27 protein-coding genes and 1 other annotated feature are annotated in these 25,091 nt (G+C 44.4%); of the genes, 6 read left to right on the top strand and 21 right to left on the bottom strand.

The genetic code is table 11. The annotated features are described in order from the left end of the window. Positions 1–4: 4 nt before the first annotated feature. Both hisS and AC0OMU_RS14325 read right to left on the bottom strand, forming a co-directional pair. Positions 5–1,279, bottom strand: coding sequence for a histidine--tRNA ligase (hisS, locus tag AC0OMU_RS14320; RefSeq protein ID WP_047182959.1), 1,275 nt, complete (start codon positions 1,277–1,279; stop codon positions 5–7). Between the two features lie 89 nt (positions 1,280–1,368). After that, positions 1,369–1,601, bottom strand: a binding site (T-box leader). Between the two features lie 59 nt (positions 1,602–1,660). Further along, complete coding sequence (locus AC0OMU_RS14325; RefSeq protein WP_004399157.1) at positions 1,661–1,831, bottom strand: YrzK family protein; 171 nt, start codon at positions 1,829–1,831, stop codon at positions 1,661–1,663. A gap of 132 nt (positions 1,832–1,963) precedes the next feature. On the opposite strand from AC0OMU_RS14325, the gene AC0OMU_RS14330 reads away from it, so the two are divergent. Continuing rightward, complete coding sequence (locus AC0OMU_RS14330; RefSeq protein WP_474222178.1) at positions 1,964–3,520, top strand: SH3 domain-containing protein; 1,557 nt, start codon at positions 1,964–1,966, stop codon at positions 3,518–3,520. 25 nt (positions 3,521–3,545) lie between these two features. Here the strand turns inward: AC0OMU_RS14330 and dtd are convergent, their stop codons facing one another. From dtd to comN, 8 genes are all read right to left on the bottom strand, one after another. Beyond that, positions 3,546–3,986: a D-aminoacyl-tRNA deacylase gene (gene dtd, locus AC0OMU_RS14335; RefSeq protein ID WP_004398689.1), complete on the bottom strand. Its 441-nt coding sequence runs from the start codon at positions 3,984–3,986 to the stop codon at positions 3,546–3,548. Between the two features lie 12 nt (positions 3,987–3,998). Continuing rightward, positions 3,999–6,203, bottom strand: a complete 2,205-nt coding sequence (gene relA, locus AC0OMU_RS14340; RefSeq protein WP_015483507.1) for a GTP diphosphokinase — start codon at positions 6,201–6,203, stop codon at positions 3,999–4,001. Between the two features lie 167 nt (positions 6,204–6,370). After that, entirely contained in the window at positions 6,371–6,883 is a 513-nt protein-coding gene (locus AC0OMU_RS14345; protein WP_003229745.1) for an adenine phosphoribosyltransferase, read from the bottom strand. 5 nt (positions 6,884–6,888) lie between these two features. Then, positions 6,889–9,249, bottom strand: coding sequence for a single-stranded-DNA-specific exonuclease RecJ (gene recJ / locus AC0OMU_RS14350; RefSeq protein WP_181217296.1), 2,361 nt, complete (start codon positions 9,247–9,249; stop codon positions 6,889–6,891). Between the two features lie 66 nt (positions 9,250–9,315). Further along, positions 9,316–9,639: a LapA family protein gene (locus AC0OMU_RS14355; protein WP_015384248.1), complete on the bottom strand. Its 324-nt coding sequence runs from the start codon at positions 9,637–9,639 to the stop codon at positions 9,316–9,318. 75 nt (positions 9,640–9,714) lie between these two features. Next, positions 9,715–10,212, bottom strand: coding sequence for a cation:proton antiporter regulatory subunit (locus tag AC0OMU_RS14360; protein WP_015384249.1), 498 nt, complete (start codon positions 10,210–10,212; stop codon positions 9,715–9,717). A gap of 157 nt (positions 10,213–10,369) precedes the next feature. Continuing rightward, positions 10,370–12,583 carry a protein translocase subunit SecDF gene (secDF, locus tag AC0OMU_RS14365; RefSeq protein WP_100506502.1) on the bottom strand — a complete coding sequence of 738 codons (2,214 nt, stop codon included), beginning with the start codon at positions 12,581–12,583 and terminating at the stop codon, positions 10,370–10,372. Between the two features lie 38 nt (positions 12,584–12,621). Next, the gene (gene comN / locus AC0OMU_RS14370; protein WP_003229735.1) at positions 12,622–12,918 is read right to left on the bottom strand and encodes a post-transcriptional regulator ComN; all 297 of its coding nucleotides are present in this window, start codon (positions 12,916–12,918) and stop codon (positions 12,622–12,624) included. A 115-nt stretch (positions 12,919–13,033) separates the two neighbouring features. On the opposite strand from comN, the gene spoVB reads away from it, so the two are divergent. Further along, positions 13,034–14,590: a stage V sporulation protein B gene (gene spoVB / locus AC0OMU_RS14375; protein WP_474241253.1), complete on the top strand. Its 1,557-nt coding sequence runs from the start codon at positions 13,034–13,036 to the stop codon at positions 14,588–14,590. Positions 14,591–14,593: 3 nt separating this feature from the next. Here spoVB and AC0OMU_RS14380 read toward each other — a convergent pair whose 3' ends face one another. Further along, a complete protein-coding gene (locus AC0OMU_RS14380; protein WP_474241254.1) occupies positions 14,594–15,250 on the bottom strand; it encodes a DUF421 domain-containing protein in 657 nt (218 codons plus the stop codon). A gap of 197 nt (positions 15,251–15,447) precedes the next feature. On the opposite strand from AC0OMU_RS14380, the gene AC0OMU_RS14385 reads away from it, so the two are divergent. Then, on the top strand, positions 15,448–15,837 hold the full coding sequence (locus AC0OMU_RS14385; protein WP_004398667.1) for a TIGR04086 family membrane protein: 390 nt from the start codon (positions 15,448–15,450) through the stop codon (positions 15,835–15,837). 56 nt (positions 15,838–15,893) lie between these two features. Here the strand turns inward: AC0OMU_RS14385 and yajC are convergent, their stop codons facing one another. The 9 genes from yajC to iolG form a co-directional block, all read right to left on the bottom strand. After that, positions 15,894–16,160, bottom strand: a complete 267-nt coding sequence (yajC, locus tag AC0OMU_RS14390; protein ID WP_004398708.1) for a preprotein translocase subunit YajC — start codon at positions 16,158–16,160, stop codon at positions 15,894–15,896. Positions 16,161–16,197: 37 nt separating this feature from the next. After that, positions 16,198–17,343, bottom strand: a complete 1,146-nt coding sequence (gene tgt, locus AC0OMU_RS14395) for a tRNA guanosine(34) transglycosylase Tgt (RefSeq protein ID WP_003229725.1) — start codon at positions 17,341–17,343, stop codon at positions 16,198–16,200. A 26-nt stretch (positions 17,344–17,369) separates the two neighbouring features. After that, positions 17,370–18,398: a tRNA preQ1(34) S-adenosylmethionine ribosyltransferase-isomerase QueA gene (gene queA / locus AC0OMU_RS14400; RefSeq protein ID WP_474241255.1), complete on the bottom strand. Its 1,029-nt coding sequence runs from the start codon at positions 18,396–18,398 to the stop codon at positions 17,370–17,372. Between the two features lie 29 nt (positions 18,399–18,427). Further along, positions 18,428–18,628, bottom strand: a complete 201-nt coding sequence (locus AC0OMU_RS14405) for a DUF2905 domain-containing protein (RefSeq protein WP_003222669.1) — start codon at positions 18,626–18,628, stop codon at positions 18,428–18,430. Further along, positions 18,621–19,625, bottom strand: a complete 1,005-nt coding sequence (gene ruvB, locus AC0OMU_RS14410) for a Holliday junction branch migration DNA helicase RuvB (RefSeq protein ID WP_309530194.1) — start codon at positions 19,623–19,625, stop codon at positions 18,621–18,623. Before ruvB ends, AC0OMU_RS14405 begins: the two co-directional genes overlap by 8 nt. Before the next feature lie 10 nt (positions 19,626–19,635). After that, positions 19,636–20,241, bottom strand: a complete 606-nt coding sequence (ruvA, locus tag AC0OMU_RS14415; RefSeq protein WP_474241256.1) for a Holliday junction branch migration protein RuvA — start codon at positions 20,239–20,241, stop codon at positions 19,636–19,638. A gap of 138 nt (positions 20,242–20,379) precedes the next feature. Further along, a complete protein-coding gene (bofC, locus tag AC0OMU_RS14420; RefSeq protein WP_003229715.1) occupies positions 20,380–20,892 on the bottom strand; it encodes a sporulation cell-cell signaling protein BofC in 513 nt (170 codons plus the stop codon). A 47-nt stretch (positions 20,893–20,939) separates the two neighbouring features. Further along, positions 20,940–22,247, bottom strand: a complete 1,308-nt coding sequence (locus tag AC0OMU_RS14425) for an MFS transporter (protein WP_003246197.1) — start codon at positions 22,245–22,247, stop codon at positions 20,940–20,942. Positions 22,248–22,317: 70 nt separating this feature from the next. Beyond that, positions 22,318–23,343: an inositol 2-dehydrogenase gene (iolG, locus tag AC0OMU_RS14430; protein ID WP_032726305.1), complete on the bottom strand. Its 1,026-nt coding sequence runs from the start codon at positions 23,341–23,343 to the stop codon at positions 22,318–22,320. Positions 23,344–23,580: 237 nt separating this feature from the next. On the opposite strand from iolG, the gene AC0OMU_RS14435 reads away from it, so the two are divergent. After that, entirely contained in the window at positions 23,581–24,228 is a 648-nt protein-coding gene (locus tag AC0OMU_RS14435) for a phosphotransferase (RefSeq protein WP_015483514.1), read from the top strand. Positions 24,229–24,273: 45 nt separating this feature from the next. Here the strand turns inward: AC0OMU_RS14435 and AC0OMU_RS14440 are convergent, their stop codons facing one another. After that, the gene (locus AC0OMU_RS14440) at positions 24,274–24,396 is read right to left on the bottom strand and encodes a hypothetical protein (RefSeq protein ID WP_003229707.1); all 123 of its coding nucleotides are present in this window, start codon (positions 24,394–24,396) and stop codon (positions 24,274–24,276) included. A 162-nt stretch (positions 24,397–24,558) separates the two neighbouring features. On the opposite strand from AC0OMU_RS14440, the gene AC0OMU_RS14445 reads away from it, so the two are divergent. Both AC0OMU_RS14445 and AC0OMU_RS14450 read left to right on the top strand, forming a co-directional pair. Continuing rightward, positions 24,559–24,927 (top strand): DUF5412 family protein, encoded by a 369-nt coding sequence (locus AC0OMU_RS14445; RefSeq protein WP_158324506.1) that lies wholly within the window; start codon positions 24,559–24,561, stop codon positions 24,925–24,927. Positions 24,928–24,933: 6 nt separating this feature from the next. Further along, the gene (locus tag AC0OMU_RS14450) at positions 24,934–25,074 is read left to right on the top strand and encodes a hypothetical protein (protein ID WP_004398683.1); all 141 of its coding nucleotides are present in this window, start codon (positions 24,934–24,936) and stop codon (positions 25,072–25,074) included. Positions 25,075–25,091: the final 17 nt, after the last annotated feature.

A 25,091-nucleotide genomic window follows, 5' to 3' on the forward strand; every position in this document is an offset into this window, starting at 1 on the left:
CTCCTTATCCCTTTTGGTTTGCCTTCATCACATGTATAAATTCATCAAGTGCCACTTCAATCTGTTCGCCCGTCTGTGCATCCTTTACATTGATTTTGTTTTGGGCAAGCTCATCTTCACCCAAAATCGCAATAAATCTGGCATTTAAGCGATCAGCTGTTTTAAACTGGCCTTTCATTTTCTTATTTTCATAATCGATTTCACTGGAAATGCCTGCTTCTCTCAGTTTGTACACCAATGAAACAGAATAATCCTTTGCTTTTTCGCCGAGTGTGACGATATAGCAGTCGATTCCCTTATCAACAGGCAGCTCTCGTTTTTCAGCATCAATTGCGGCAAGCAAGCGTTCGATGCTCATCGCAAATCCGATGCCCGGTGCTTCAGGTCCGCCGATCTGTTCGACAAGTCCGTCGTAGCGTCCGCCGCCGGCAAGTGTCGTAATCGCGCCGAAGCCCTCCGCATTGCTCATAATTTCAAATGCGGTGTGGTTGTAATAATCCAGCCCTCTCACAAGGTTCGGATCGATTTCATACGAAATGCCCAGATCATTTAAGTATTGTTTCACTTTTTCAAAATAAGCGGCCGATTCATCGTTTAAATACGTCAAAATTGAAGGCGCTGATTTCATCAGCTCATGATCTCGGTCTTTTTTGCAGTCCAAGATTCTAAGCGGGTTCGTGTGCAGCCGTGACTGGCAGTCTGAACAAAATTCTTCGATGCGAGGCTCAAAATGTTTCACGAGCGCTTCTCTGTAGCTTTTGCGGCTATCTTGATCGCCAAGACTGTTTATGACAAGCTTAACGTTTTGCAGACCCGCTTTTTGATAAATACTCATCGCAAGCGCCATTACTTCAGCGTCGATTGCAGGGTCTTTCGAACCAATCGCTTCAATTCCAAACTGATAAAACTGGCGGTAACGGCCCGTCTGAGGACGTTCATAACGGAACATCGGCCCGACATAATAAAGCTTTGTCGGCTGTACAGGATTTGCGAACAGCTTGTTTTCATTAAAAGCGCGAACCGCAGCAGCTGTTCCCTCCGGACGAAGCGTCAGGCTTCTGCCTTTGCGGTCCTCAAAGGTATACATTTCTTTTTGTACGATATCCGTTGATTCTCCGACGCCTCTGGCAAACAGTTCTGTATGCTCAAAAATCGGTGTGCGGATTTCTTTATATTGATAAGTGCGGCAAGTGTCTCTCATAATTTGTTCAACATACTGCCAGCGATCTGATTCTCCAGGCAGAATATCCTGTGTTCCTCTCGGAATGTTATATCCCATAGGTAGACCTCCTTATGTATTCCTTATAAAATATCCAATGATCGTTTATGATGAAAATGAAAAAAACTCCCGCCCCTACTATACATGATAGTAGGGACGAGAGTTATACCCGTGGTGCCACCCTAGTTGGAATACGTTCATATTCCCGCTCGATCCTTTAACGCAGGTTCACGTTCACTGCCTAATGGCGTTATTCACGCGTTCAGCAGGAAACCTCCGGAGTGTTGTTTCGAGAAAGACGCAATGGGATCCGCTTTCAGCCTGGGGCGGGTTCCTCTCTAATCATGCAATCTGACCTACTCTTCTCCATTATTGGTTCAAATCTTTCATCATTTGCTATGTACTCAATTTCTATTATAATAATGGGATTAGGGTTCTCTGTCAAGCTTTATTCCGGTTGTTTTTCCTCAGCGCTGCTTCTTTGGACATAAGACCAAATTCAGATGCTGTTTCCGTAAGATAACCAGTCGTATCGGGATCTGCGTGATCGCTGTAATGCAGATTCGCTTCACCGTCGTGAAATGCACGTCCCATTTTTGGATGATATTTCATGATTTGCACACCTTTTTGATTGTATTTACGCTTAGTATAAACAAATCATTTTATTTTTATTTAAAAATCAGAAAGGACTTTACGATATTAAACAAGAATGCTTTTTTAATGATCATCAGAAAGGAGGACACAATGAACAAGAAATACTTTGTCCTTATTGTATGTATTATTTGCACCGCAGCGCTATTCCCGACCTTTTCATCCGTTACAGCTGCTCAAGGAGAAGCGGTCATCGCAACAGATGAAATGAACGTCAGAAGCGGCCCTGGGCTTAGCTACGGCATTACAGCGGAAGTAAAAAAGGGAGAACGCTATCCGATTTTAAAGGAAGATGGAGACTGGGTGCAGATACAGCTTGGTTCCGGAGAAAAGGGCTGGGTAGTCTCCTGGCTTATTACAAAGGAAGACCAGGCCAACACAAGCTCCTCAGGAAGCAGTGGCACTGTGACATCAACAGACCCCGATCTGCGGATGAGAAGCGGTCCGGGCACTTCCTACGAAGTCATCGGCAAATTCCCGCAAGGCAGCCAAGCATCTGTCATTGATAAAGATTCGGGCTGGATCAAGATATCCTATCACAGTGCCACCGGATGGGTATCATCTGAATATGTCACGTCAGGAGGCAGCAGTTCAGCGTCTGATGAGAGTGACCAAACCGAGGATTCCGGTGCGTCAACGACGGGCACAGTCGGTGTTTCTTCGCTAAATGTAAGGGCCTCCGCCTCACATGACGCGGCAATTATAACAAAACTTGATCGCGGAACGAAACTGACGGTTCTCAACGAGAAAAATGGCTGGGCTCACATTGAGGTGAACGGGCTAAAAGGCTGGGTTGCGAGCCATTACCTTTTGACTAGTTCTGTTCCAGCTGATGATTCAGCAAATGCCGGCAGTTCATCCTCCGCTAAAAAAGCCTATATCATGTACGGAGGAACGAATCTAAGAAGTGATGCGTCAACATCAGCTTCGATCGTTGAGCGTGCTGCCAAAGGAGATTCATACACCATTACCGGTTCAAAGGGAAGCTGGTATGAAATAAAGCTTGATAACGGGCAGACTGCTTATGTAGCCAATTGGGTGGTCCAAACGTCTAAAAGCGCAGAAGAAGCAGGTGAACCGCCAGTCTCTGATCCCCCGTCTGGAAACGGCTCTCTAAACAATAAAACGATTATTGTTGACCCGGGACATGGAGGAAAAGACAGCGGAACGATCGGGTATTCGGGGAAATTCGAGAAAAACCTGACGATCAAAACGGCAAAACTGCTCGCCAGCAAACTTAGATCGGCTGGAGCGGATGTATATGTGACACGCCAGGATGATACCTTTGTCAGCCTGCAGTCACGGGTCTCTACGTCTCACTACCGCAACGCTGACGCCTTTATCAGCATTCATTATGACAGCTATGCGGATACCTCTACAAGAGGCAGTACTGCATATTACTACAGTCCTGCCAAAGATCAGGAACTCGCATCAGATGTCCACTCAGAAGTAGTGAAGCGTTCTTCCATTCCAGACCGCGGCGTATTATTCGGAGATTATTATGTGCTCCGGGAAAACAGACAGCCCGCTATGCTGTACGAGCTGGGATATGTAAGCCATCCGCAGGAAGAAGCCATTGTACATAGCAATTCATACCAAGAAAAAGTAACAGATGGGATCGAAAGCGGATTAGAGAAATACTTCCAATAAAAAAAGCTGCCTTTTGGCAGCTTTTTTATTTTGAATCCATAATGAGCGTGACCGGTCCGGAGTTTGTAAGCTGTACATCCATCATTGCTCCAAACGTTCCGGTCTCCACTTTGATTCCTTTTTCACGAAGCAGGTCATTCCATTTTTCATAAAGACCTAAAGCTTTATCAGGTTTGGCCGCGTTCATGTAGTTCGGCCGGCGCCCTTTTTTCGTATCTCCATAAAGCGTAAACTGTGAGACGGATAAAATCTCTCCTCCTATATCTACAAGAGACAGATTCATTTTTCCTTCACTGTCATCGAAAATACGGAGATTGACAACTTTATCGGCTAAATAAGCTGCATCATCTTCTGTATCATCATGAGTGATGCCGACCAGCACCATGAGGCCTTGTCCAATTTGGCCGACGACCTCTTCGTCCACTGTAACGCTTGCTTCTGTTACTCGCTGAACAACTAATCTCATTTTCTAACCCCTTTAGTTCATGACGCGGCGCACAGAGTAGATATCTCTAATCTGTTTAATACGCTCGACGACTTTGTGCAAGTGATTGATATTCTGGATAAAAATCGCCATATGGATGGTTGCCACTTTATTGCGATCCGATTTGCCAGAGACAGATGAAATATTGGTTTTCGTTTCATTCACTGCCTGGAGTACCTCGTTCAGCAATCCGCGGCGGTCATACCCAAGAATCTCTATCTCAACATTGTATTCCTTGCGCTTTTGAACCTGTGACTCATGCTCCCACTCTACCGGGATCAGCCGCTCTTGGGCTTCATTCGTTTTGACATTCGGACAGTCTTCGCGATGGACCGAAACCCCTCTGCCTTTTGTGATAAAGCCGACAATATCATCACCTGGCACAGGATTGCAGCATTTTGATAAACGGACAAGGAGGTTGTCGATGCCCTTGACACGAACGCCAGCTTCCCGTTTTCTTCCTTGCGGATATGGCTTAGGTTCCCCAGTAACTTCCTGAACGATCTTTTCCTGTTCTTCCTGATCGCGCTGCTTTCTCTCTTTTTCTGTTAGGCGGTTCGCCACCTGCAGAGCTGTGATGCCGTTGTAACCGACCGCCGCGTACATATCCTCTTCATTTGAGAAATTAAATTTGTCAGCAACCTTTTGAATATTCTCCGGCGTTAAAACATCCTTCAATTCAAAATCCAGGTTTTTAATTTCTTTTTCGACCAGTTCACGGCCTTTTTCGACATTTTCTTCACGCCGCTGTTTCTTAAAGAATTGACGGATCTTATGCTTCGCTTGGGATGTTTGGGCAAGCTTCACCCAATCCTGGCTCGGACCGTAGGAGTGCTTAGAGGTGAGAATTTCAACGATATCACCTGTCCGAAGCTTATGGTCAAGCGTAACCATTTTTCCGTTTACTTTGGCACCGATTGTTTTATTGCCGATTTCAGAGTGAATCCGGTAAGAAAAATCAATCGGAACAGAACCGGACGGAAGCTCGATCACATCTCCTTTTGGCGTAAAGACATACACCATATCAGAGAACAAATCAATTTTGAGCGATTCCATAAATTCTTCTGCATCTGTCGATTCATTTTGAAATTCTAAAATTTCACGGAACCAAGAAAGCTTTTTCTCAAAGGTTGCACCTTCAGTGGCTGCTTTCCCTTCTTTATAAGCCCAGTGAGCCGCAACCCCGTATTCCGCTATTTCATGCATTTCAAAGGTGCGGATCTGCACTTCAAGCGGATCGCCTTTAGGCCCAATAACCGTTGTATGAAGCGATTGATACATATTCGGCTTCGGCATTGCGATATAATCTTTGAATCTGCCGGGCATCGGTTTCCAGCATGTGTGAATGATGCCAAGCACCGCGTAGCAATCCTTTATGCTATTCACAAGAATACGGACAGCCAGCAAATCGTAAATTTCATTGAATTGCTTATTTTGCAGCACCATTTTTCGATAAATGCTGTAAATATGTTTCGGGCGTCCCGAGAAGTCAGCCTTGATATTTACTTCTTCGACACGTTTCTTCACTTCATTGACAACCTCATCGACATAAAGCTCACGTTCCGCACGTTTCTTCTTCATGAGGTTGACAATTCTGTAATATTGCTGAGGGTTCAAATAACGGAGCGCCGTATCTTCCAATTCCCACTTAATTTTTGAAATCCCGAGACGATGCGCCAAAGGAGCAAAAATTTCCAGCGTTTCATTGGAGATTCTCCGCTGTTTTTCCTGAGGCAGATGTTTCAGTGTCCGCATATTGTGAAGACGATCCGCCAGCTTGATCAATATGACCCTGATATCTTGAGCCATAGCGACAAACATTTTGCGATGATTTTCCGCCTGCTGTTCCTCTTGAGATTTATATTTAATTTTGCCGAGTTTCGTTACGCCGTCTACAAGCATTGCCACTTCTTCGGAAAATGCTTCTTTCAGGTCATCGAGCGTCACATCTGTATCTTCCACGACATCGTGCAAAAATCCGCCCGCGATTGTGGAAGGGTCCATTTCAAGATCAACGAGAATCCCCGCAACCTGAATCGGATGAATAATATATGGCTCGCCCGATTTGCGGTATTGCTCGCGATGAGCATCTTCAGCGTACAGATATGCTTTTTCGACAAATGCGATATGCTCATCAGATAGATAGCTGCGCGCTTTATCTATAACTTGCTCGGCAGTCAATACTTGTTCGTTCGCCATGGAATCACCTTTTTTAAAATGTAAACTGTATTGTAGTTTATTATCAAGAAAAAAACGAAAGATGTAAAGAGCAGAAGTTCAAATAGCCAAATATTATATAAAATAAATGCAAAACAATAGGAAAAAAGCACCCTGACATGGAGTGCTTTTTCGTTATGCGGTTATCCTTAGTATTTCATCAATGTTAAGATGTCGTAATCTTCGAGCTTATTTCTGCCGTCAAGGTAAGAAAGCTCGATTAAGAAAGCGATACCAGCAACAACGCCGCCAAGTTCTTCAACAAGTTTGATTGTCGCTTCAATTGTACCGCCTGTCGCAAGCAGGTCATCTGTAATAAGCACACGCTGACCAGGCTTAATCGCATCTTTGTGGATCGTTAATACGTCTTTTCCGTATTCCAAGCCATAATCCACTTTGATTACTTCACGAGGCAACTTGCCTTCTTTGCGGACCGGCGCAAAACCTACGCCAAGCGCGTAAGCAACGGGACAGCCGATAATAAAGCCGCGCGCTTCAGGGCCAACGACCAAATCAATTTGCTTTTCTTTCGCATATTCAACAATTTGATCTGTGGCATAGCGGTATACATCGCCTTTATCCATCAGTGTCGTAATATCTTTAAATTGCACGCCCTCTTTCGGGTAATCCGGTACAATTGTTACGTATTGTTTTAAATCCATCTGTTTTATGTCCTCCTCGTACTTTCATAAGCCTCTGAATCTTGTTTCATCAGCTTATTCAGCCATTCCTTCAGCTCTTCAGCAGAAGAATAATTCAGCTTTTGATCCAGTTCCATCAGCTGCTGTTTCGCCTGATATGTTTGTGAGTCTGTTAAGTCGCGTTTCTTTGCTCCGCTCACAACAGACAGCACACCATTCTCTATTTTAACAAAACCGAGATCAAAAAACACCTTTGTCATGAAATTGATTGTTTCAACGGACCATCCTTTATGTTTTGCAAGCTCTGAACCGTGTTTTTTCACGTCAAAAGCGCCTCTTTTCAGCAAGAACGCATAATACCATTTAAAGTGGTCTCTTGCGGGAAAAGTTGATAAGAAGTGGTCCTCATGATTAAGAAAAATAAAATATATCCGCTCAGGCGCTTTGCCCTCCAGCAAACGTGCGAGCATGTCCAGCGAAGGCGGCGGATCCAGTAATACAATATATGCACCATCGAGGTCAAACGCCTTTGCTTGATCTTTAGAACTGATGACGTGCACTTCTCGGCGAAGGTCTTCAGTTTGAAGTAATGTTGTTGAGTCTTCTTTGAAAGAGACAATGGCCCGTTTAGCAGATGGAAGGGCGGAAACTGTGTCTTCCCACGTCCGTTTTCCCCTTAAATCAAACAGCTGCCATTCAGAAACAGCGGCATCCTTTATCATAAGCTGCGGCTTTTTTCGATTGTTCCATTCGTTGATTGACATCTCACCGACAATGGAAATTCTTGAACCCGGTACGATGCCTTCTTCAAGCTCGCCTTTATTAAAACCAACGCAATCAAGCTGGGACGACTCGTTTCTGATCGTCATTTTGACATGAGTTTTATTTGCCCCTATCTTGCGGACATCTTCCAGTACTGCGTTTTCTACGAGAACGTGCGGTTTCGGGTTCAGCATGCCAAAAGGAGACAGCATGTTCATTTCTGCGATGCTTTCAACTGTAATGTCTTCGACGCCGCAGACAAGGTCGACTTCCTGTACGGGAATAAAATCCTCTTCCGTAAGCGTATTGTCCGCTATTTCATTCAGCCTGCTTCGCAAATCCGGCACATCTTCGGCTTTCAGCGTCATCCCCGCAGCCATTGGATGGCCGCCGAAATGAGGAAGAATATCTCTGCATTCAGAAAGGCTCTCAAATAAATTAAATCCTCTGATGCTTCGGGCCGAACCTTTAGCGATTCCCTTTTCTTCATCAATGCCAAGAACAATGGCCGGTCGGTAGAAACGGTCCACAAGCTTTGAAGCCACAATCCCGACGACTCCCGGGTTCCATCCGGCTTTGGCCACGACAATTGCAGTTTGATCGAGCCCTTGCTGTTCAACCATTTCAATCGCTTCATCCGTCATTTTGCTGACCATTTTTTGGCGCTCTTTGTTCAGCTGGTCAATTTCTGCGGCAAGCTCTTCCGCTTCAAACGAATCCTCTGACATAAGCAAATGAACAGCGGGATCCGCCTGTTCGATTCTTCCGACGGCATTCAGCCTTGGTGCGAGCTGAAATCCGACAGTTTCTTCGTTCGCTTCTCCGATGTCTCCGCCTGACAGCTTAATCAGCTCTTTTAAGCCGAGCCGATTTGTCCGTCGAAGCCTTTCAAGTCCTAGTGTTGCAATTAATCTGTTTTCGTCATGCAGCGGGACTAGATCGGCAATGGTGCCGATAGCCGCCAGGTCAAGCAGTTCATCAGGAAGTTCACCCAATAAAGCGTGGGCAAGCTTAAACGCGACTCCAACCCCGGCAAGCTCCTTAAACGGGTAAGTGCAGCCAGGCTGCTTCGGGTGGACGATCGCATGGACATCTGGAAGCTCCGGTCCCGGTTCATGATGATCGGTAATGATGACATCCAGTCCGAGTTCCTTTGCCACCTTCGCTTCATGCACAGCGGCAATTCCTGTATCAACCGTAATGATCAAAGAGAAGCCCCGTTCTTTAATCGAACGAAACGCCTGTTCATTAGGTCCATATCCTTCTTTAAAACGGTCAGGTATATAAAAATCAACTTGAGCCGACAGTTTTTGCAGCGTGTGAAGCATGACTGACGTACTTGTAACCCCATCGGCGTCATAATCGCCATATATCATAATCTTTTCTTGTTGTGAAATCGCCTGTTTTATTCGATCTGCCGCTTCTTTCATGCCTTTCATTTCAAAAGGATCATAAAAATCGGCATCCTTTGTATGTAAAAACAGCCTAGCGCTTTCTGCCGTATCAAAGCCTCTTTTTACAAGCAGGGACGCAACAAGAGGTGTTATATGCAATTGTTCTGTGAGTGATTTGACCTTATCCTGATCTGGTCGCTGGATTTCCCATCGCATTTTTGACGCTAACATAAATTCACCCCTCAACCACCCTATTATACTAGAGCAGGCTGAGGGGTTTCAAATAATATTCGAAAACTAGTCTTTTTTCTCAATCATGGCTGATGCATCCTGTGTGTCAGTCTGATCAGCAAGATGAGTATCCTCTTGTTTATGTATTGCCGTTCTATTTTCTTTCCGCAAGATTTTTATTTCCCGCTTCAATTTCATTACCTGAAAAATGCCGACAGAAAATACGATCAGCGCTCCCATTAAAACTGAGCCCAAAATAACAAGAATGAGCGGCCATTCTGATCTTCCAAACAGGTAATCAACTTCTACGGATCGAACATTAATGACTGCGAAAATAGCGACAATTAAGGTGAAAATAAGTGCGAAAATAATGGTCCATTGTTTATTCATTCTCTTTTCCCCCAAACTTCTTATTGAGGTAACTTTCCCCATCAAGACTGGTTTTAAACATGGCTTAACACTAGGTTAAGCCCCCTTTGCTGTTAATTTTTCCCGGATCAGCCTCTTCAGTCCGGTTCCCTCACCGGAAATCACAAGTGTATCGCCTTCGTCAATGACTGTTTCAGAGCTCGGATTCAGTTGTTTATCCTGATTCTTCTTAATAATTGCAATGACCGTCACATGATATTCCTGACCCACATTCAACTCACCAATCGTCTGATGAATAGCAGGCGCTCCCGCCTCTGCTTTACACCACTCTATAATCAAATCATCAAGGGCTGACTCGACCTGTTCTAATGCTTTCGGTTTATAGGCCATTCCGCCAAGAATTGCAGACATTTGCCTTGCTTCAGCGTCATCAAACTGCACGGAGGCAACACATTCCTCATGGTCGTTTTCGTCAAAATAGTAAAGCTCTCTCCGTCCGTCATGATGAATGATAATTGAAATTTTATCACGGTTTCTAGTAATCATTTCAACTTTTTGTCCTATGCCCGGCAGCTCTGATTCGCGAACCCTCATATATAAACCCTCCTACATATCTGAAAACCAGTCATAAACACTTTTAACACCATATATATGTTTAAATGTAAGCGTATGTCATTATAGCAAATGTCTATTTTAAGTTCAATGAAACTTCAAAAAACAGGCTGCCCTGCAGAGGACAGCCTGATATTTTTTATTGCGCCGAATCTTTTTTCAGTTCTCTTCCTTTCCATGCAAGCCAAATTTGTGCGGCAATGTATAGAGAAGAATAAACGCCTGTTAACAGCCCGACCAATAAAGCAATTGAGAAGTTAGTAATAGAAGATGCTCCAAAGATCAGCAATGTCACAACAACAATCACAACAGTTAATACAGTGTTAATTGAACGTGTAAAGGTTTGCTGCAGGCTCAGGTTTACTATATGGTTCAGATCGGCAAATGTTTTCGGCTTACGCTTTTTCATATGCTCGCGGACCCTGTCAAATGTAACGATTGTATCGTTAATGGAATACCCGATTATCGTCAAGATGGCCGCGATGAACGTAACATCTACCTCAAGCCTTGTAATACTGAAGAACGTGACGATAAAGAATGCGTCATATAGCAATGAAGCGATGGCAGCAATCGCCATTTTGTATTCGAATCGGATTGAAACGTAAATAATGATGCCAATAGAAGCTATAGCAACTGCGTACAGCGCATTTCTTGCCAGCTCCTTACCGACTGTCGGTGAAACTGTGCTGACATTTGGATCAGATCCGTATTTGTCTTTAAAATACGTTTTTACTTTTGCAATGGTTTCTTTATCTGGCACCCCGACAAAACGGGCAACACCCATATTGCTCTTTTCGCCTGACAGAACTACAGTATCAGGGTCCATACCCAGAGATTCAAAATCCTTTTCAACTTGCTCTGTCGTCAGCTTATGGTCGCTTTGTACTTCAATCCGTGCACCGCTTGCAAAGTCAATGCCAAGATTCAGCCTGAACACAAGCAGGATAATAATCCCGGCAACCGTGACCGCACTGGAGAAAATAAAGAAGTATTTGCGTTTGCTCGTGAAATCCCATTTTTGGAATGGCGTATGCGGCTCTGTATTTTCATCCGTATCCTGAATATCCATGATATGTTTCTTATTGACACCAAACCAGCCTTTTTTCCGATCAAGCCATCTGCTTTCCACAAGGAGAGCGAGGAGAAATCTCGATAAGAAAACGGCAGTGATAAAGCTTGTCAAAATCGATAGGATCAGCATTGTCGCAAACCCTTTAACAGAGCTTGTCCCAAAGATAAAGAGCACAACCGCTGCAATAATGGTTGTAATATTCGCGTCAAAAATCGTCGCAAATGACCGTCTGTTTCCTGAACGGAAGGCAGAGCGGACTGACTTTCCTAGCTTGAGCTCTTCTTTAATCCGCTCATAGGTGATAATGTTGGCGTCAACAGCCATCCCGACACCTAAAATGAGAGCGGCAATTCCCGGAAGTGTAAGTACAGCATTCATCCAGTCAAAAATCTGGAGCGTAATGTATACATAAACCGATAGTGTTATCACCGCGATTAATCCCGGCAGACGGTAATAGAAAAGCATAAATAAGAAAATAATTGCGATACCGACAATACCGGCAAACACCGTATCATGGAGAGCCTGCTGGCCGAATTGTGCGCCTACTGATGTTGAATATTTTTCAGTCAGTTTTACAGGAAGTGCGCCTGCGTTTAAAATGCTGGCTAAATCTTTCGCTTCTTGAACCGTAAATTGCCCTTCAATTGTAACGTCAGTTGTGTTTAATTCCTGACTTACATTTGGGGCAGATACATATTTAGGGTGCTCTTTTTGAACCTCTTTTTTAAAGGAGTCCCCTTTTTCGTAATCCATCCAAATAACTAGCTGGTTGTTTGGCGCCATTTTCATGACCTTTTTGGTCACTTCGCCGAATTTATCAGCATCTTTCAGTTTAATGCTGACAATCGGTTCATTTGTTTTGGCGTCATACGTTTGTTTAGCTCCGTTTTCGACGAGGTCAGAGCCATTCAGCAATTCTTTGTCATTCGTATCTCTGAAAGAAAGCTGCGCTTCAGTCGCCAGAATTTCACGCGCTCTGTTTTGGTTTGTCACACCAGCGAGCTGAACGCGAATCCGGTTATTCCCTTCAATTTGGATGTTCGGTTCGCTGACACCGAGAACATTGGCCCGGCGGTTCAATGCCTCTACAGTGCTGACCAGAACGTCTTTTGTGATTTTGTCACCTTTTTTTACAGGCTGTACATCATACAGCACCTCAAATCCGCCTTGCAAATCCAATCCTAACGTAATATTGTTAGCGGCAGGCTTCGTAAAGTAGCCCAAGCCCGTGCCGATCAATAGAACGAAAAGGAAAAACGCAATCAAGCGTCCTTTTTTCATTATGTATATCCTCCCTTAAACCTGTGCGAATCAACCTGCTATCTCAGCAGTTCTTCCAATGCTTCCTGGCCCTCTTCACTGCCCAGCCAATTAGACGTTTTAAATGACTCAACGGTTGCATAGTTCATAAATTCGCCAATTTTCACTGATAAAATATCACTCGCCAGTTCATAAATGTTCAGTTCCGTTTTCTTTTTCCACTTCTTATCTGTTAAGTATGACCACAAACTTTCGAGTTCAACATCATCATACCCGAGAATCTTAAACTCTTCCAGTTTGCTGTAAAGAAACGGCCTGACGTGGTCTTTATATAGATCGGCTGGATGCTTCTCCACGAATTCCACGCTCCTTTTTTATTGTTTTTCAAGAAGACTTGTCATGCTTGGACGACATATACGCATATCTTTATTGTATATGATTCCAGGTAGTTTGAGAAGGCAGGGGGTAAAAATGGCGAAACAGACGTTTTTAAAGGGCACACTTATCCTTATCGCAGCAGGAATGGTTACAAGAATGCTCGGGTTTGTCAACCGGGTGGTTATCGCCCGTTTTATCGGTGAAGAAGGAGTCGGGCTTTACATGATGGCAGCGCCCACCTTCTTCTTGGCCACTACATTAACTCAATTCGGTCTGCCGGTCGCGATCAGCAAGCTAGTCGCTGAAGCCAGTGCGCGCGGAGATCATCAAAAAACGAAAAATATTTTAGTCATGTCTCTGACCATTACGGGAGTGCTCAGCCTCATCTTTACACCGCTGTTTCTGTTTTTCGCCCCGGTTATGGCTGAAACGATGCTGACAGATAAGCGAACACTGTATCCGCTCTTGGCCATTACGCCGGTTGTGCCGATTATTGCTATATCGAGTGTGCTGAGGGGATACTTTCAAGGAAAACAGAATATGAACCCGCTTGCTATGTCACAAGTCCTTGAACAGGTCGTCCGCATTTCACTCGTGGCTGTCTGCACAACGATTTTTCTCCCTTACGGAATTGAATATGCTGCAGCGGGGGCAATGCTATCCTCAGTGGCAGGGGAGCTGGCATCACTTCTTTATTTATTCGTTTGCTTTAAGTATAAAAAGACAATTAAAATCAGAAAGCATTTTTTCCAGTCAATTAAAAACGGAAAACAAACCTTTACCCAATTAATGAGCGTGTCACTTCCAACAACCGGGAGCCGCTTTATCGGAAACCTCTCTTGGTTTTTCGAGCCAATCGTCGTCGCTCAAAGCCTTGCCATCGCCGGTGTGGCAACAGTTGCCGCAACAAAGCAATACGGGGAACTGACCGGCTTTGCCATGACGCTGCTGACTCTGCCCAGCTTTATTACATATTCTTTGTCGACCGCGCTTGTTCCTGCGATCAGTGAAGGAATGGAGCAGAAAAAATTGCAGGTGGTGGAATACCGCTTGGAACAGGCGATGCGTCTCTGTCTGCTCAGCGGAGGCATTTCAGTTGTTATTTTATTTGTATTTGCGGATGAGCTGATGAGAGTGATGTACGGTTCCTCAGGCGCAGCTGTATTTATAAAAGTGATGGCCCCGTTTTTTCTGCTTTATTATTTCCAAGGCCCGCTTCAAGCTGTGCTGCAGGCGCTTAATTTGGCAGGAGCTGCGATGATGAACAGCTTAATCGGAGCGCTTGTCAAAACAGGCCTTATTTTTGTCCTTGCCACAAGGCCTTCTCTTGGCATTATGGGCGCGGCATTAGCCATTGTGACAGGCATGGTGCTCGTCACGCTATTGCACGCAGCAACCGTTAGCAAAGTGCTGCCGATCAGCATCAAAATCAAGGAGTACGCGCTCAGCTTCGCTGTTATTGTAATTTGCGGATTCATCAGCTCCACCATCAAACAATATATAAGCTTTGGAGCATCTGAGGCTGTCAATCTAGCCGGATGGATTGCGGCGAGCGCCGCCATTTATATGATCCTCCTGCTCGTTTTCCGTTTAATTAAAAAAGATGAGCTTCGCCGCATTCCCATTATCGGACGTCTGATCGTCCGATAATGGTCACGTGTGGTGCCCATCTTTTTCGTCAATAAATAATTCTCCGTCTGTAAACGAGCAAAATGAAATATCTGAAGGGTTTGTGTATCCGTGTTTTTGCAAACTTTCAAGCAGCCATTTTCTATCTTTACTGATTCTGGACAGGTTTTCTGTTTGAATGAAGCCGTCTATAATGAGCGGCATTTCGAGCTGCCGATGCTCTCCGCTATTTTCTTTCTTTACAATAGTCAGTTTGCCCGACGGCTCTAAAATGGCAAATGATACGTCAGCTACTCTGTCGACGCTATTTTCTCTGAGCTGAACCATTAAATCATCAAAATTATAACGCTGTGATTTCATGGCGTCTTCGTCAATTTTTCCATATTTGATAATTATGGTCGGCTTACCATCAAGAAGCTGGCGGACTTTTCGGTTTTTTAAAGAAAAGTATGCCAAAGTCACTTGAATGATCATTAATACAAGCATTGGCAAAATGGTATGAAATAGATGATCGTCTACGTTTTCTATGGCTAAAACGGCAATTTCAGCCATCATGATAAAGACAACGAGATCTAAAATACTAAGCTCTCCGATCTCCCGTTTGCCCATGAAACGAAAAATGACCAATATCACAAAATACAATACGACTGTGCGAAACGCAATAGTGAGAAGCTCTTCCATTATGCACCTCCAACTCATTATAGGATGCAACAAAATGATCAATTTATGTAAGAAAAACCGATTGCATTTCACAAAGCTTTTACGTCTAATTCATGGGATAAGGGAATACATTTTTACAAAGACGAGCCATCAGCATGTCTGACGGTTTTGAACAAAAAGAACAGAAGCCTTTTAATACAGGCAGAGAGGAGACAATCATGGAGGAAACGAAACAAGTTGGAAAAGGCATTCTTTACGGCTTAATCGCCATATTTTCAGCCATGCTCCTGACAAGTTTGGCGGTTTCACTTTTATTGACCGCAACCTCGCTGGAAGAATCATCATTTAACTGGCTGATCACAGCTATCTCATTTCTCTCTTTATTTATCGGCGGGTTCATTTCAGGCGGGAAAGGCAAGGAAAGAGGCTGGATGATTGGCGCATTGACCGCCTTAAGTTTTTCTCTGATTATCTTATTGTTTCAGTATTTAGGATTCGGAAAAACATTTACAGCAGAACAGCTGATCTTCCATCTGGGATTTTTAGGGGTGTGCATGCTGGGCGGGATTTTCGGCGTGAACATGAGGGGAAACAGGTCTTCCACATAAAAAAGAGCGGGCTCACTCGCCCGCTCTTTTTTGTTTGCTATGTATAGCTCCTGCTGTTATTCAGCAGCAGAAACTTCTCTGATCGCGCGGCGGTCGAACGTAAGACGTGTGTTATCACCAGTCTTAATTACGACTTTGCTTTCGTCGATAGAGTCAACAGTACCGTGCAATCCCCCGATTGTCACTACTGAATCGCCTTTTTTCAGTTCCTCCTGCATTTGGCGTACAGCCTTTTGCTGCTTTTGCTGAGGACGAATCAGCAAGAAGTAAAGGACCGCAAACATTAAAATAATAGGAACCAATGTACCTAAAGTGCCAGTCATCATTTTCACCCCTTTCTGTAAGCCTGTTATGTTTTATTTAGAAGCTTTTCGCATTTGGCTTGTTATAGCCGTAACGCTCAAAGAACTCTTCTCTGAAATCACCTAGACGATCCTCGCGAATAGCCTGTCTTACCTGCTCCATTAAGTGTAACAGAAAATGAAGGTTATGGTAAGTTGTTAATCGAAGGCCGAATGTTTCATTGCAGCGAATCAAGTGCCTAATGTACGCGCGAGTGTAGTTTTTACATGTATAGCAATCACACTCTTCATCAATCGGACGGAAGTCTCTTTCAAATTTCGCATTTTTCATATTGAGTCGTCCTTCAGCAGTAAACACTGTGCCGTTTCTTGCAATCCGTGTAGGCAGCACACAGTCAAACATGTCGACCCCTCGGATCGCTCCGTCGATCAGTGCGTCCGGAGAACCTACTCCCATCAGATATCTCGGTTTATCCTTCGGCAAGAGCGGTGTTGTAAATTCGAGTACACGGTTCATGACATCCTTCGGTTCACCTACAGACAATCCGCCTATAGCATATCCCGGAAAATCAAGGGAAATCAAGTCCTTCGCACTTTGTGTCCGCAGATCTTCATATTCTCCGCCTTGTACAATACCAAACAGCCCTTGTTCATCCTGACGATTGTGGGCATTCAGGCAGCGTTCCGCCCAACGGCTTGTCCGTTCAACTGACCTCTTCATGTAGTCGTACTCCGCCGGGTATGGCGGGCATTCGTCAAACGCCATCATAATATCAGAGCCGAGTGCGTTTTGGATCTCCATCGCTTTTTCCGGAGATAAAAACAGCTTGTCTCCATTTAGATGGTTGCGGAAATGGACACCCTCTTCCTCTATATTACGAAACTTGCTTAAAGAAAAGACCTGAAAACCGCCTGAATCTGTTAAAATTGCGCGGTCCCAGTTCATAAATTTATGGAGCCCGCCCGCTTCTTTGACAATGTCTTGGCCCGGACGAAGCCATAGATGATAAGTGTTGCTCAAAATGATGCCTGCATCCATTGCTTTCAGCTCTTCAGGCGACATTGTTTTGACTGTCGCCAGTGTGCCGACCGGCATAAAAACCGGCGTTTCAAAGGAGCCGTGAGGAGTATGCACTTTGCCCAGCCGCGCTCCTGTTTGTTTGCATTCTTTTATAAATTCATAGCGTATTGGTTGTTCAGCCACTTTTGATGAGGCCTCCTGTTCTCAAATTATATAATCAGCATCGCGTCTCCGAAGCTGAAGAAACGGTATTCCTCTTCCACTGCATGGTTATAGGCACGCAGAATGTTTTCTCTTCCGGCAAGCGCGCTTACCAGCATAATCAATGACGATTTCGGCAAATGGAAGTTTGTAATCATTCCGTCAATGGCTTTAAATTCATAGCCCGGATAAATAAAAATAGATGTCCAGCCGCTTGATGCTTTAAATTGCCCGTCATGTTCCCCGGCAATCGTCTCAAGCGTGCGTGTCGAGGTCGTGCCGACAGAAATGATTCTGCCGCCATTTTCTCTTACTTTGTTTAAGGCTGCAGCCGTTTCTTCTGACATTTGATAAAACTCTGCATGCATATTATGCTCTTCCACTTCATCGGCACTCACAGGGCGAAACGTTCCAAGGCCTACGTGGAGTGTGATGAACTCAATTTGCACGCCTTTGTCTTTCAGCTGCTGTAAGATTTCTTCCGTGAAGTGAAGGCCAGCTGTAGGCGCAGCAGCAGAGCCGATTTCTTTTGAATACACTGTCTGGTAGCGCTCTTTGTCATCAAGCTGTTCTTTGATATATGGAGGGAGCGGCATCTCTCCAAGGGATTCGAGCACCTCGTAGAAAATACCGTCATATTGAAATTCCATCTTTCTGCCGCCGTGCTCAAGCTCTTCCGTGCAGATTGCCTTCAATCTTCCGTCTCCAAATGTGACAACAGTTCCTTTTTTCACCCGTTTCGCCGGTTTGGCAAGTGTTTCCCATTTATCACCGGTTTCCTGTTTCAGCAAAAGAAGTTCCACTTTCGCGCCGGTATCCTCTTTTGTGCCGAATAACCGCGCAGGCAGCACCCGGGTATTGTTCAGGACAAGACAATCGCCTTCGTTAAAGAAGTTGATAATGTGTTTAAACGAGCTGTCAGTAAGCTCTCCTGTATGTTTATCGAGCACCATCAGCCTTGAAGCATCACGCTGCTCCAACGGTACTTGTGCAATTAAACGTTCTGGTAGTTCAAAATCAAATAAATCGACTTTCATGATGATTTCACCTTTATTCTAGTCTTTTGTTATTTCATTCTGCCAAAAAGATTAAGCAAAATTGATAATACCACACTTATAATAATACAAGTGACAACCGGGAAGAAAAACGTGACATTTCCTTTTTTTACAAAAATATCTCCCGGCATCTTGCCGACAAAATGCAAAACTGCTCCGATAATAAGCAAAACAGCACCAAGAATCATAATGATCTTAGGAAATTCAGTCATATCGGGGAGCCTCCATTTGGAAATGATGATAAACGGCCGGTGTCACGATCCTTCCACGCGGCGTTCTTTGTATAAATCCAATTTGCAGCAGATATGGTTCATATACGTCTTCAATCGTATGCGATTCCTCGCCGATGGTAGCTGAAATCGTATCAAGGCCTACTGGGCCGCCGTTGAATTTTTCGATCATGCCCATCAGCAGCTTATGATCAATATGATCCAAACCGAGGCGGTCAACCTGAAGCCGCTCCAGCGCATTCTGAGAAATGTCTTCCGTAATCCTGCTGTCACCCAGCACTTGGGCGAAATCGCGCACCCTTCTCAGCAGGCGGTTCGCCACGCGGGGCGTCCCTCTCGATCTTCTTGCAATTTCAAGAGCCGACGGTTTATCAATCTCAACCTCGAATACATCAGCGGTTCTTGTGACAATATCCGCCAGTTCTTCTTGTGTATAGTACTCAAGGCGAGCCATGACGCCGAATCTGTCTCTTAAAGGAGCCGTCAAAAGCCCCACCCTCGTCGTGGCTCCCACCAGCGTAAAAGGCGGAAGGTCGAGCCGAACCGAGCGGGCAGATGGGCCTTTGCCAATCACAATGTCCAGGCAAAAGTCTTCCATTGCAGGATAAAGCACCTCTTCGATCGATCTGTGCAGCCTATGTATTTCATCAATAAATAATACATCTCCCGGTTCCAGCGCCGTTAATATAGCAGCCAAATCACCAGGCCTTTCAATCGCAGGCCCTGATGTCGTCCGCAATTCCACTCCCATTTCATTGGCTACAATGGAAGCAAGCGTTGTTTTTCCGAGTCCGGGCGGCCCGTACAGAAGAACATGATCCAGCGTCTCCTGTCTCATTTTCGCCGCATCTATAAACACGCGCAAATTTTCTTTTACCTTATGCTGCCCGATATACTGTGCCAGATTTTGCGGCCTCAGGCTTTGCTCTATCACTGATTCATGGTTGTCTGCTTCACTTGAGACGAGCCGTTCATCCATGAACATCACCTTACTTTAATAGTTTTTGTAATGCTTTTTTCACATATTGGTCTGTTGTCAGCCCAATTTCTTCTTTAAGGTGAGGAAGCACCTTTTTGATTTCTTTTTCAGCATATCCGAGAACCCTGAGGGCTTCAAGTGCTTCTTCAAGAGCCGTTTCCGCTGTTTGCTTTTCAAGCCTTTCTTCATGATTAAACAGATTTTCAATCATTTCAGGCACAACATCTGCTAGCTTTCCTTTTAAATCTAGAATAATCTGGCGTGCGGTTTTCTTTCCTACTCCAGGAAACTTGATCAAAAAAGCTTCATCCTCATTTTCAATTGCTTGGATGACCGCTCCGGGATCACCCGAGCCCAAGATGGCAAGTGCTCCTTTCGGGCCAATTCCGGTCACGTTTAACAGCTTTGTAAAGAGCGCCTTCTCCTCTCTTGTTGAAAAACCGTAAAGCGAAAAAGTATCCTCTCTGATATGATGGTATGTAAAAATCGTTTCTTGGCTTCTCTCCTTATATATAAACGGATTCGGCGTGAAAATCTGATAGCCGATGCCGCCGTTCTCTATGACAATATATTGGGGAGATACATAATCAATCGTCCCTTTAACAAATTCAATCACGCAAATTCACCTCTTTGACTGTTCTTCATTGTACCATAAAAACAGCCAAAGTCTTATAGAAAAGTTAACATATGTTCGCTTCTCTCTCATTCTTTCACGAAAAAAAAGACATGAATACATGTCTTCAATCAGCGGACGCTACCCGCTGTATGTCTTCATATGTTCGATGACATCCTCAAACTCCGCTTTTGTCCGAAATGGAATGCCTTTCAGCAGATTTTTTTGCATATGGCTTTCCAGCCTTTCTAAATCAATTTGAAAAAAAGACTGAATTGGTTCGGAAGCTGGCTCAGGCCGCCCATGAAAAGTGGAAATCACTCCATTATCCGATACACCGATATACCCGTTGACCTTGCTGAGCGGAGAAATATCGTCCATTTGCTTCCGGAAGAGCACATATCCCTTTTTTTGTTCCACAAGCGTCCATCCGGCATAAGCTGCCCAAAAATCATCCATAGAAAACACTTTTTCATGCTTATGCTCAATGCTGACATCGCCGTCCAAATACACCTTTTCAAGCTGCACATGCACCTGCAGCGGCTCATAGTGCTCCACTTCCGCGCCAAGTGCGCGGGAAGGAGCTCCTATTAAAAATACTGCCGCTGAGCAAAGAATGCCCAGCAAAAGATACGCCGTGCTGAATCGTTTCACCCTCTACACCTCTTTGCACACGTTTATGATTAGTTTGACCAAAGAGGCTACTGCTTAACCGTTTTATCAAAATTTGTCTGCACATTTTCCCTGACAAACCGTTCCTCCGTATACACATCTGTGCTTTGCTCAGAAATTGTCAAGAATCGCGTCAGAAAGGCACTGAAAAAATACAATGCCGCAAAGATCCAAATCACGCCACCTGCACCGAGCGGCCCAATGAAAAGACTCACGATGCCCGGCGCGATAAACGCACATAAACCAGATCCCAAATTCAACACTGACATGGCAGCACCTTTATTATCAGGTGCAAGCGTCGGCAAAAGCGCGCTTAATGGAACGTACCCTGCTAAAGCCGCGCCGTAGCAGCAGGCGATAATCATGAGCACCCAATACTGATGCCCGATCAGCTGGGGCGTGTAATACAGCGCCAGCGTAAAAATACCGCATCCGACACCGCCAAACCACATGACCGTATTGCGCCAGCCAAGTTTATCTCCGACTGCACCGAAAATGATATTAAACACAATATTCACAAAAAACAGCGTCCCCCATATTTGCAGCCATTCCGAAACCGAATACCCGTATCGTGCTAAATAAGTAGGAAGAAAGATGGCAAATCCAAATTGTCCTATCGCATTAATCGTCTTGACCACTCCGCCGATGCCTACCTTAGGGTTTTCAAACATAATTGTAAATGCCTTCGACAATTCTTTCCATTTCGGCTGATCTTGTTTTTGTATCGGAGTAAATTTATCTTTGTTAAAAAATAAGGCAAGAATTCCGCCTGCCGCCACAAACAGTAAAGCGCTCCAAAGCGTATTGATTTCTCCAAAGGCCGGAACTGCATAGCTGGAATAGAACGGGCCGAGCACGTTAAGGCCGCACGTAAACATAAACCAAAACCAGCCGACGGCTTTTCCGAGAATATTTTGAGAGGTGCTGTATGACACCCATACGAGAAAAGAGTATGCAAACAGCGGATATCCCAAGCCTCTAAGAGCATAGCTGCCCAAGAGAGCCGGATAATACATATGAGGAATCGCCCAGCCGATAAAAGCGGCCGAACCGAGGATAAATGCAAGCAATCCGACAGTCATCGTTTTTCTCGGCCCCCAAGTTTGGACAAACGTTCCTGAAAGCCAAGCTGAGATGGTGACAGCAATGCCGTACATGGTAAATAACGATGCGGATTGCTGCATACTGAGACCATGATCAACGAGAAAAGGAGACAGCCAGCCTTGTTCGAGGCCATCTCCAACCATAAAGATGACAACGCCAATATAACCCCAAACCATGTGAGAAGGAATTCCGATTTTGTTCAAAACATTTCCTTTAGCATGTACTGTATTCATTTTCTCCACCGCCTACTTAAAGTATCAATGGAGTATATACCCAAGCTTGCTGAATTGTAATCCTGTTAGATTAAAAAGCGATTTTTTCAGTGTGCTCAATGCTGACAGGCATGCCAAAAGCAAGCGATTGCTGTGCTGCTCTGGCGATCCTTCCGGCCTGTAAACCGTCATTACCGGTGCAGGGAGTCTCCTGGTTTGTGCCGATCGCTTCTGCAAAACGGAGAATCTCCTCCTCATATGAATCCTTATAGCGTTCAAGGAAAAAGAAATGCGGTTTATCCTTCATCACAAAATCAGCTGTTGACACCTCAACCGTTGTCGGCCTGCTATTGTCAGCCGCTGCAGAGCCTTTCGTCCCGAAAACCTCAACCCGCTGGTCATATCCGTACACAGCTTGGCGGCTGTTATCAATCACCGCCATGGCACCGTTTTCAAAGGTCAGTGTAATAACAGCTGTATCAATATCACCCAGCTCCGCAAAAGAAGGATTCACCAAAGCCGCCCCTTTGGCATACACTTCCGTCACTTCGCTTCCCATAATATATCTGGCCATATCAAAATCATGGATCGACATATCCATAAACAATCCGCCTGACGTACGGACATAATCTATATTCGGGGGTTCTGGGTCCCGGGACGTGATTTTTAATAAATGAGGTGTGCCGATTTCACCATTTTCAACAATCGTTTTGATTTTCTTAAAATGAGGATCAAAGCGGCGGTTAAATCCGACTTGAAGTGTTACCCCGTGTTTCCGGACAGCCGCAAGCGCTTCACTCGTTTCGTCCAGAGAGAAACTAACGGGCTTCTCACAAAATATATGCTTTTTCGCCTCGGCTGCTTCTTTGATCATCTGTGCATGTACGGCTGTAGGAGAGCAAATAAAAATAGCATCAATATCAGGATCATGTAATAAATCACGATAATCAGAGGTTATGTATTCAATCTGATGACTGTCGGCCCAGCTTTTTATACGGCTTGCCTGAATGTCAGAGACTGCTTTTATTTTCATATGAGGAATCCGGCTTATATTTTGAACATGAAGTTTGCCGATGCGGCCTGCACCGATAATCCCTGTCACAATCTGTTTTGTCATGGCTTTTTCCCCCTTGATCATTCACGAAAGCGCTTTATTTAAAATTAATACTATCCCATTTGTAAGCGCTTTTCAAGAATGGAAATTAAACGTTCTATGTCTCTTTTATCACAATTCATGCTTATAAGTAGCCTTCTTCTTCAAGACCAGATACACTAGAATTAGGCTCTTTTTCCTGAACAGTTTATGATTTTCCTATAAACAGCTGCATAAAATAGAGCAAAGAAGGTGAATGAAATGCTGACAAAAGCAGAGGCACTGGCCCATTCCGTCATATACCGCAAGAACAGCAGATTTGATAAAGTCAAAGAGAAATCCGAGGAATTAACACTAATCGGCAAGGGAAGAAGCGCCTATGTGTTTGCCTTAACAGAAGGCGGTCGAAAAATGGCGCTGAAAGTATTTTTTCCGGAATATCAAGCGACAGCAGTCAAAGAAGCAGCGATCTATGAAAAATTAGCCGGGTCCGCATTCTATCCTGACATTTACGAAACTGGCGATTCATTTATTCTCATGGAATATATTAAAGGTGAAACCTTTTATAACTGTCTGAAGAAAGGCATTGCAATCAGTGATGACATGATTCAGCAGGTTGAAGAAGCGCTTTCTGACGCCCGGGCAGCCGGACTGAACCCGTCAGATATTCATTTGCGGAATCTGATATTGACAGAAACCGGGGCGGTGCGAGTGATTGATGTTGCGAGATTTGAGCAGACAAAAACATGCACGCAGTGGGACGACTTAAAATCCGCATATGATGCACTCTACAAAAAACCGATATTCCCCAAAAAGATTCCGGGTTTTTGGCTGGAGATCATCGCATTTTTATATAAGAAAGATTGGTTTCAAAAGCATTTCGCACAGCGGAAAAGAAAATATTCTTAAATCAAAAAGGCAGCCGCACAAGCGGCTGCCTTTATCATGTATTTTTTACTTTCTGACGGCAGAAATCAGTTTCATTTGTTCAGGCGACAGCTTAATTCGATAGCCTCTCACAGTTAAGTAGACCGCTTCTGGGTCCTTCTCGCCGGAATGACAATACGTTTTTTCCATTTCTGTCTCCCCCCACCCTTTATTGGCTTTATTTCATCATATCATCGCTTTATTGAGGTAATTTTAAAGAAATGTAAAGATCATATGAATCCGATATATGGTAAAATGAGAGAAAAAAAGGGAGAGAGTCACATTAAGAGACGCAGCAACATCCCGCTTATTATGTTTGCCCTGCTGGTCTTCTTCGGCGGCGCCATCTATTGGATGTTATTTTCACTAAAAAACGTTCCGAAAGGCAATCTCGTCCAATCGGTTGAATCGCCGGACGGCAGCTATACGTTAAACACTTATGTATCCGAAAACACCTTGAGCTTAGATGCAGCCAGAGGTGAACTTGTAAATGAAAAAACACTTGTCAAGAGAACAATCTACTGGAATTACCCGGACAGCCGCCCAGCAGTGACGTGGATCAATCACAATACAGTGAAAATCGGCAATCAGACTTTACATCTCGATACTGATGAAACGTATGATTGGCGAAAAGATGATCATTGGATCCGTGAAGAACCGCCGCAGGCGTCAGTGAGGTGATGAAACATGAATAAGATGAACGGAACAAATGATGAAAAGCATTTCAATCATTTTGTGATTGCTTTATCCTTTATATACGGTTTGACTGAACTAGGCTATTTGTTGCTGAAGGATTTTATAACAATTGCCATAAGTTTGCCTCTGTAGAAAAACGCAGCGTAGTC

Source organism: Bacillus sp. FAU18 (assembly GCF_056033885.1).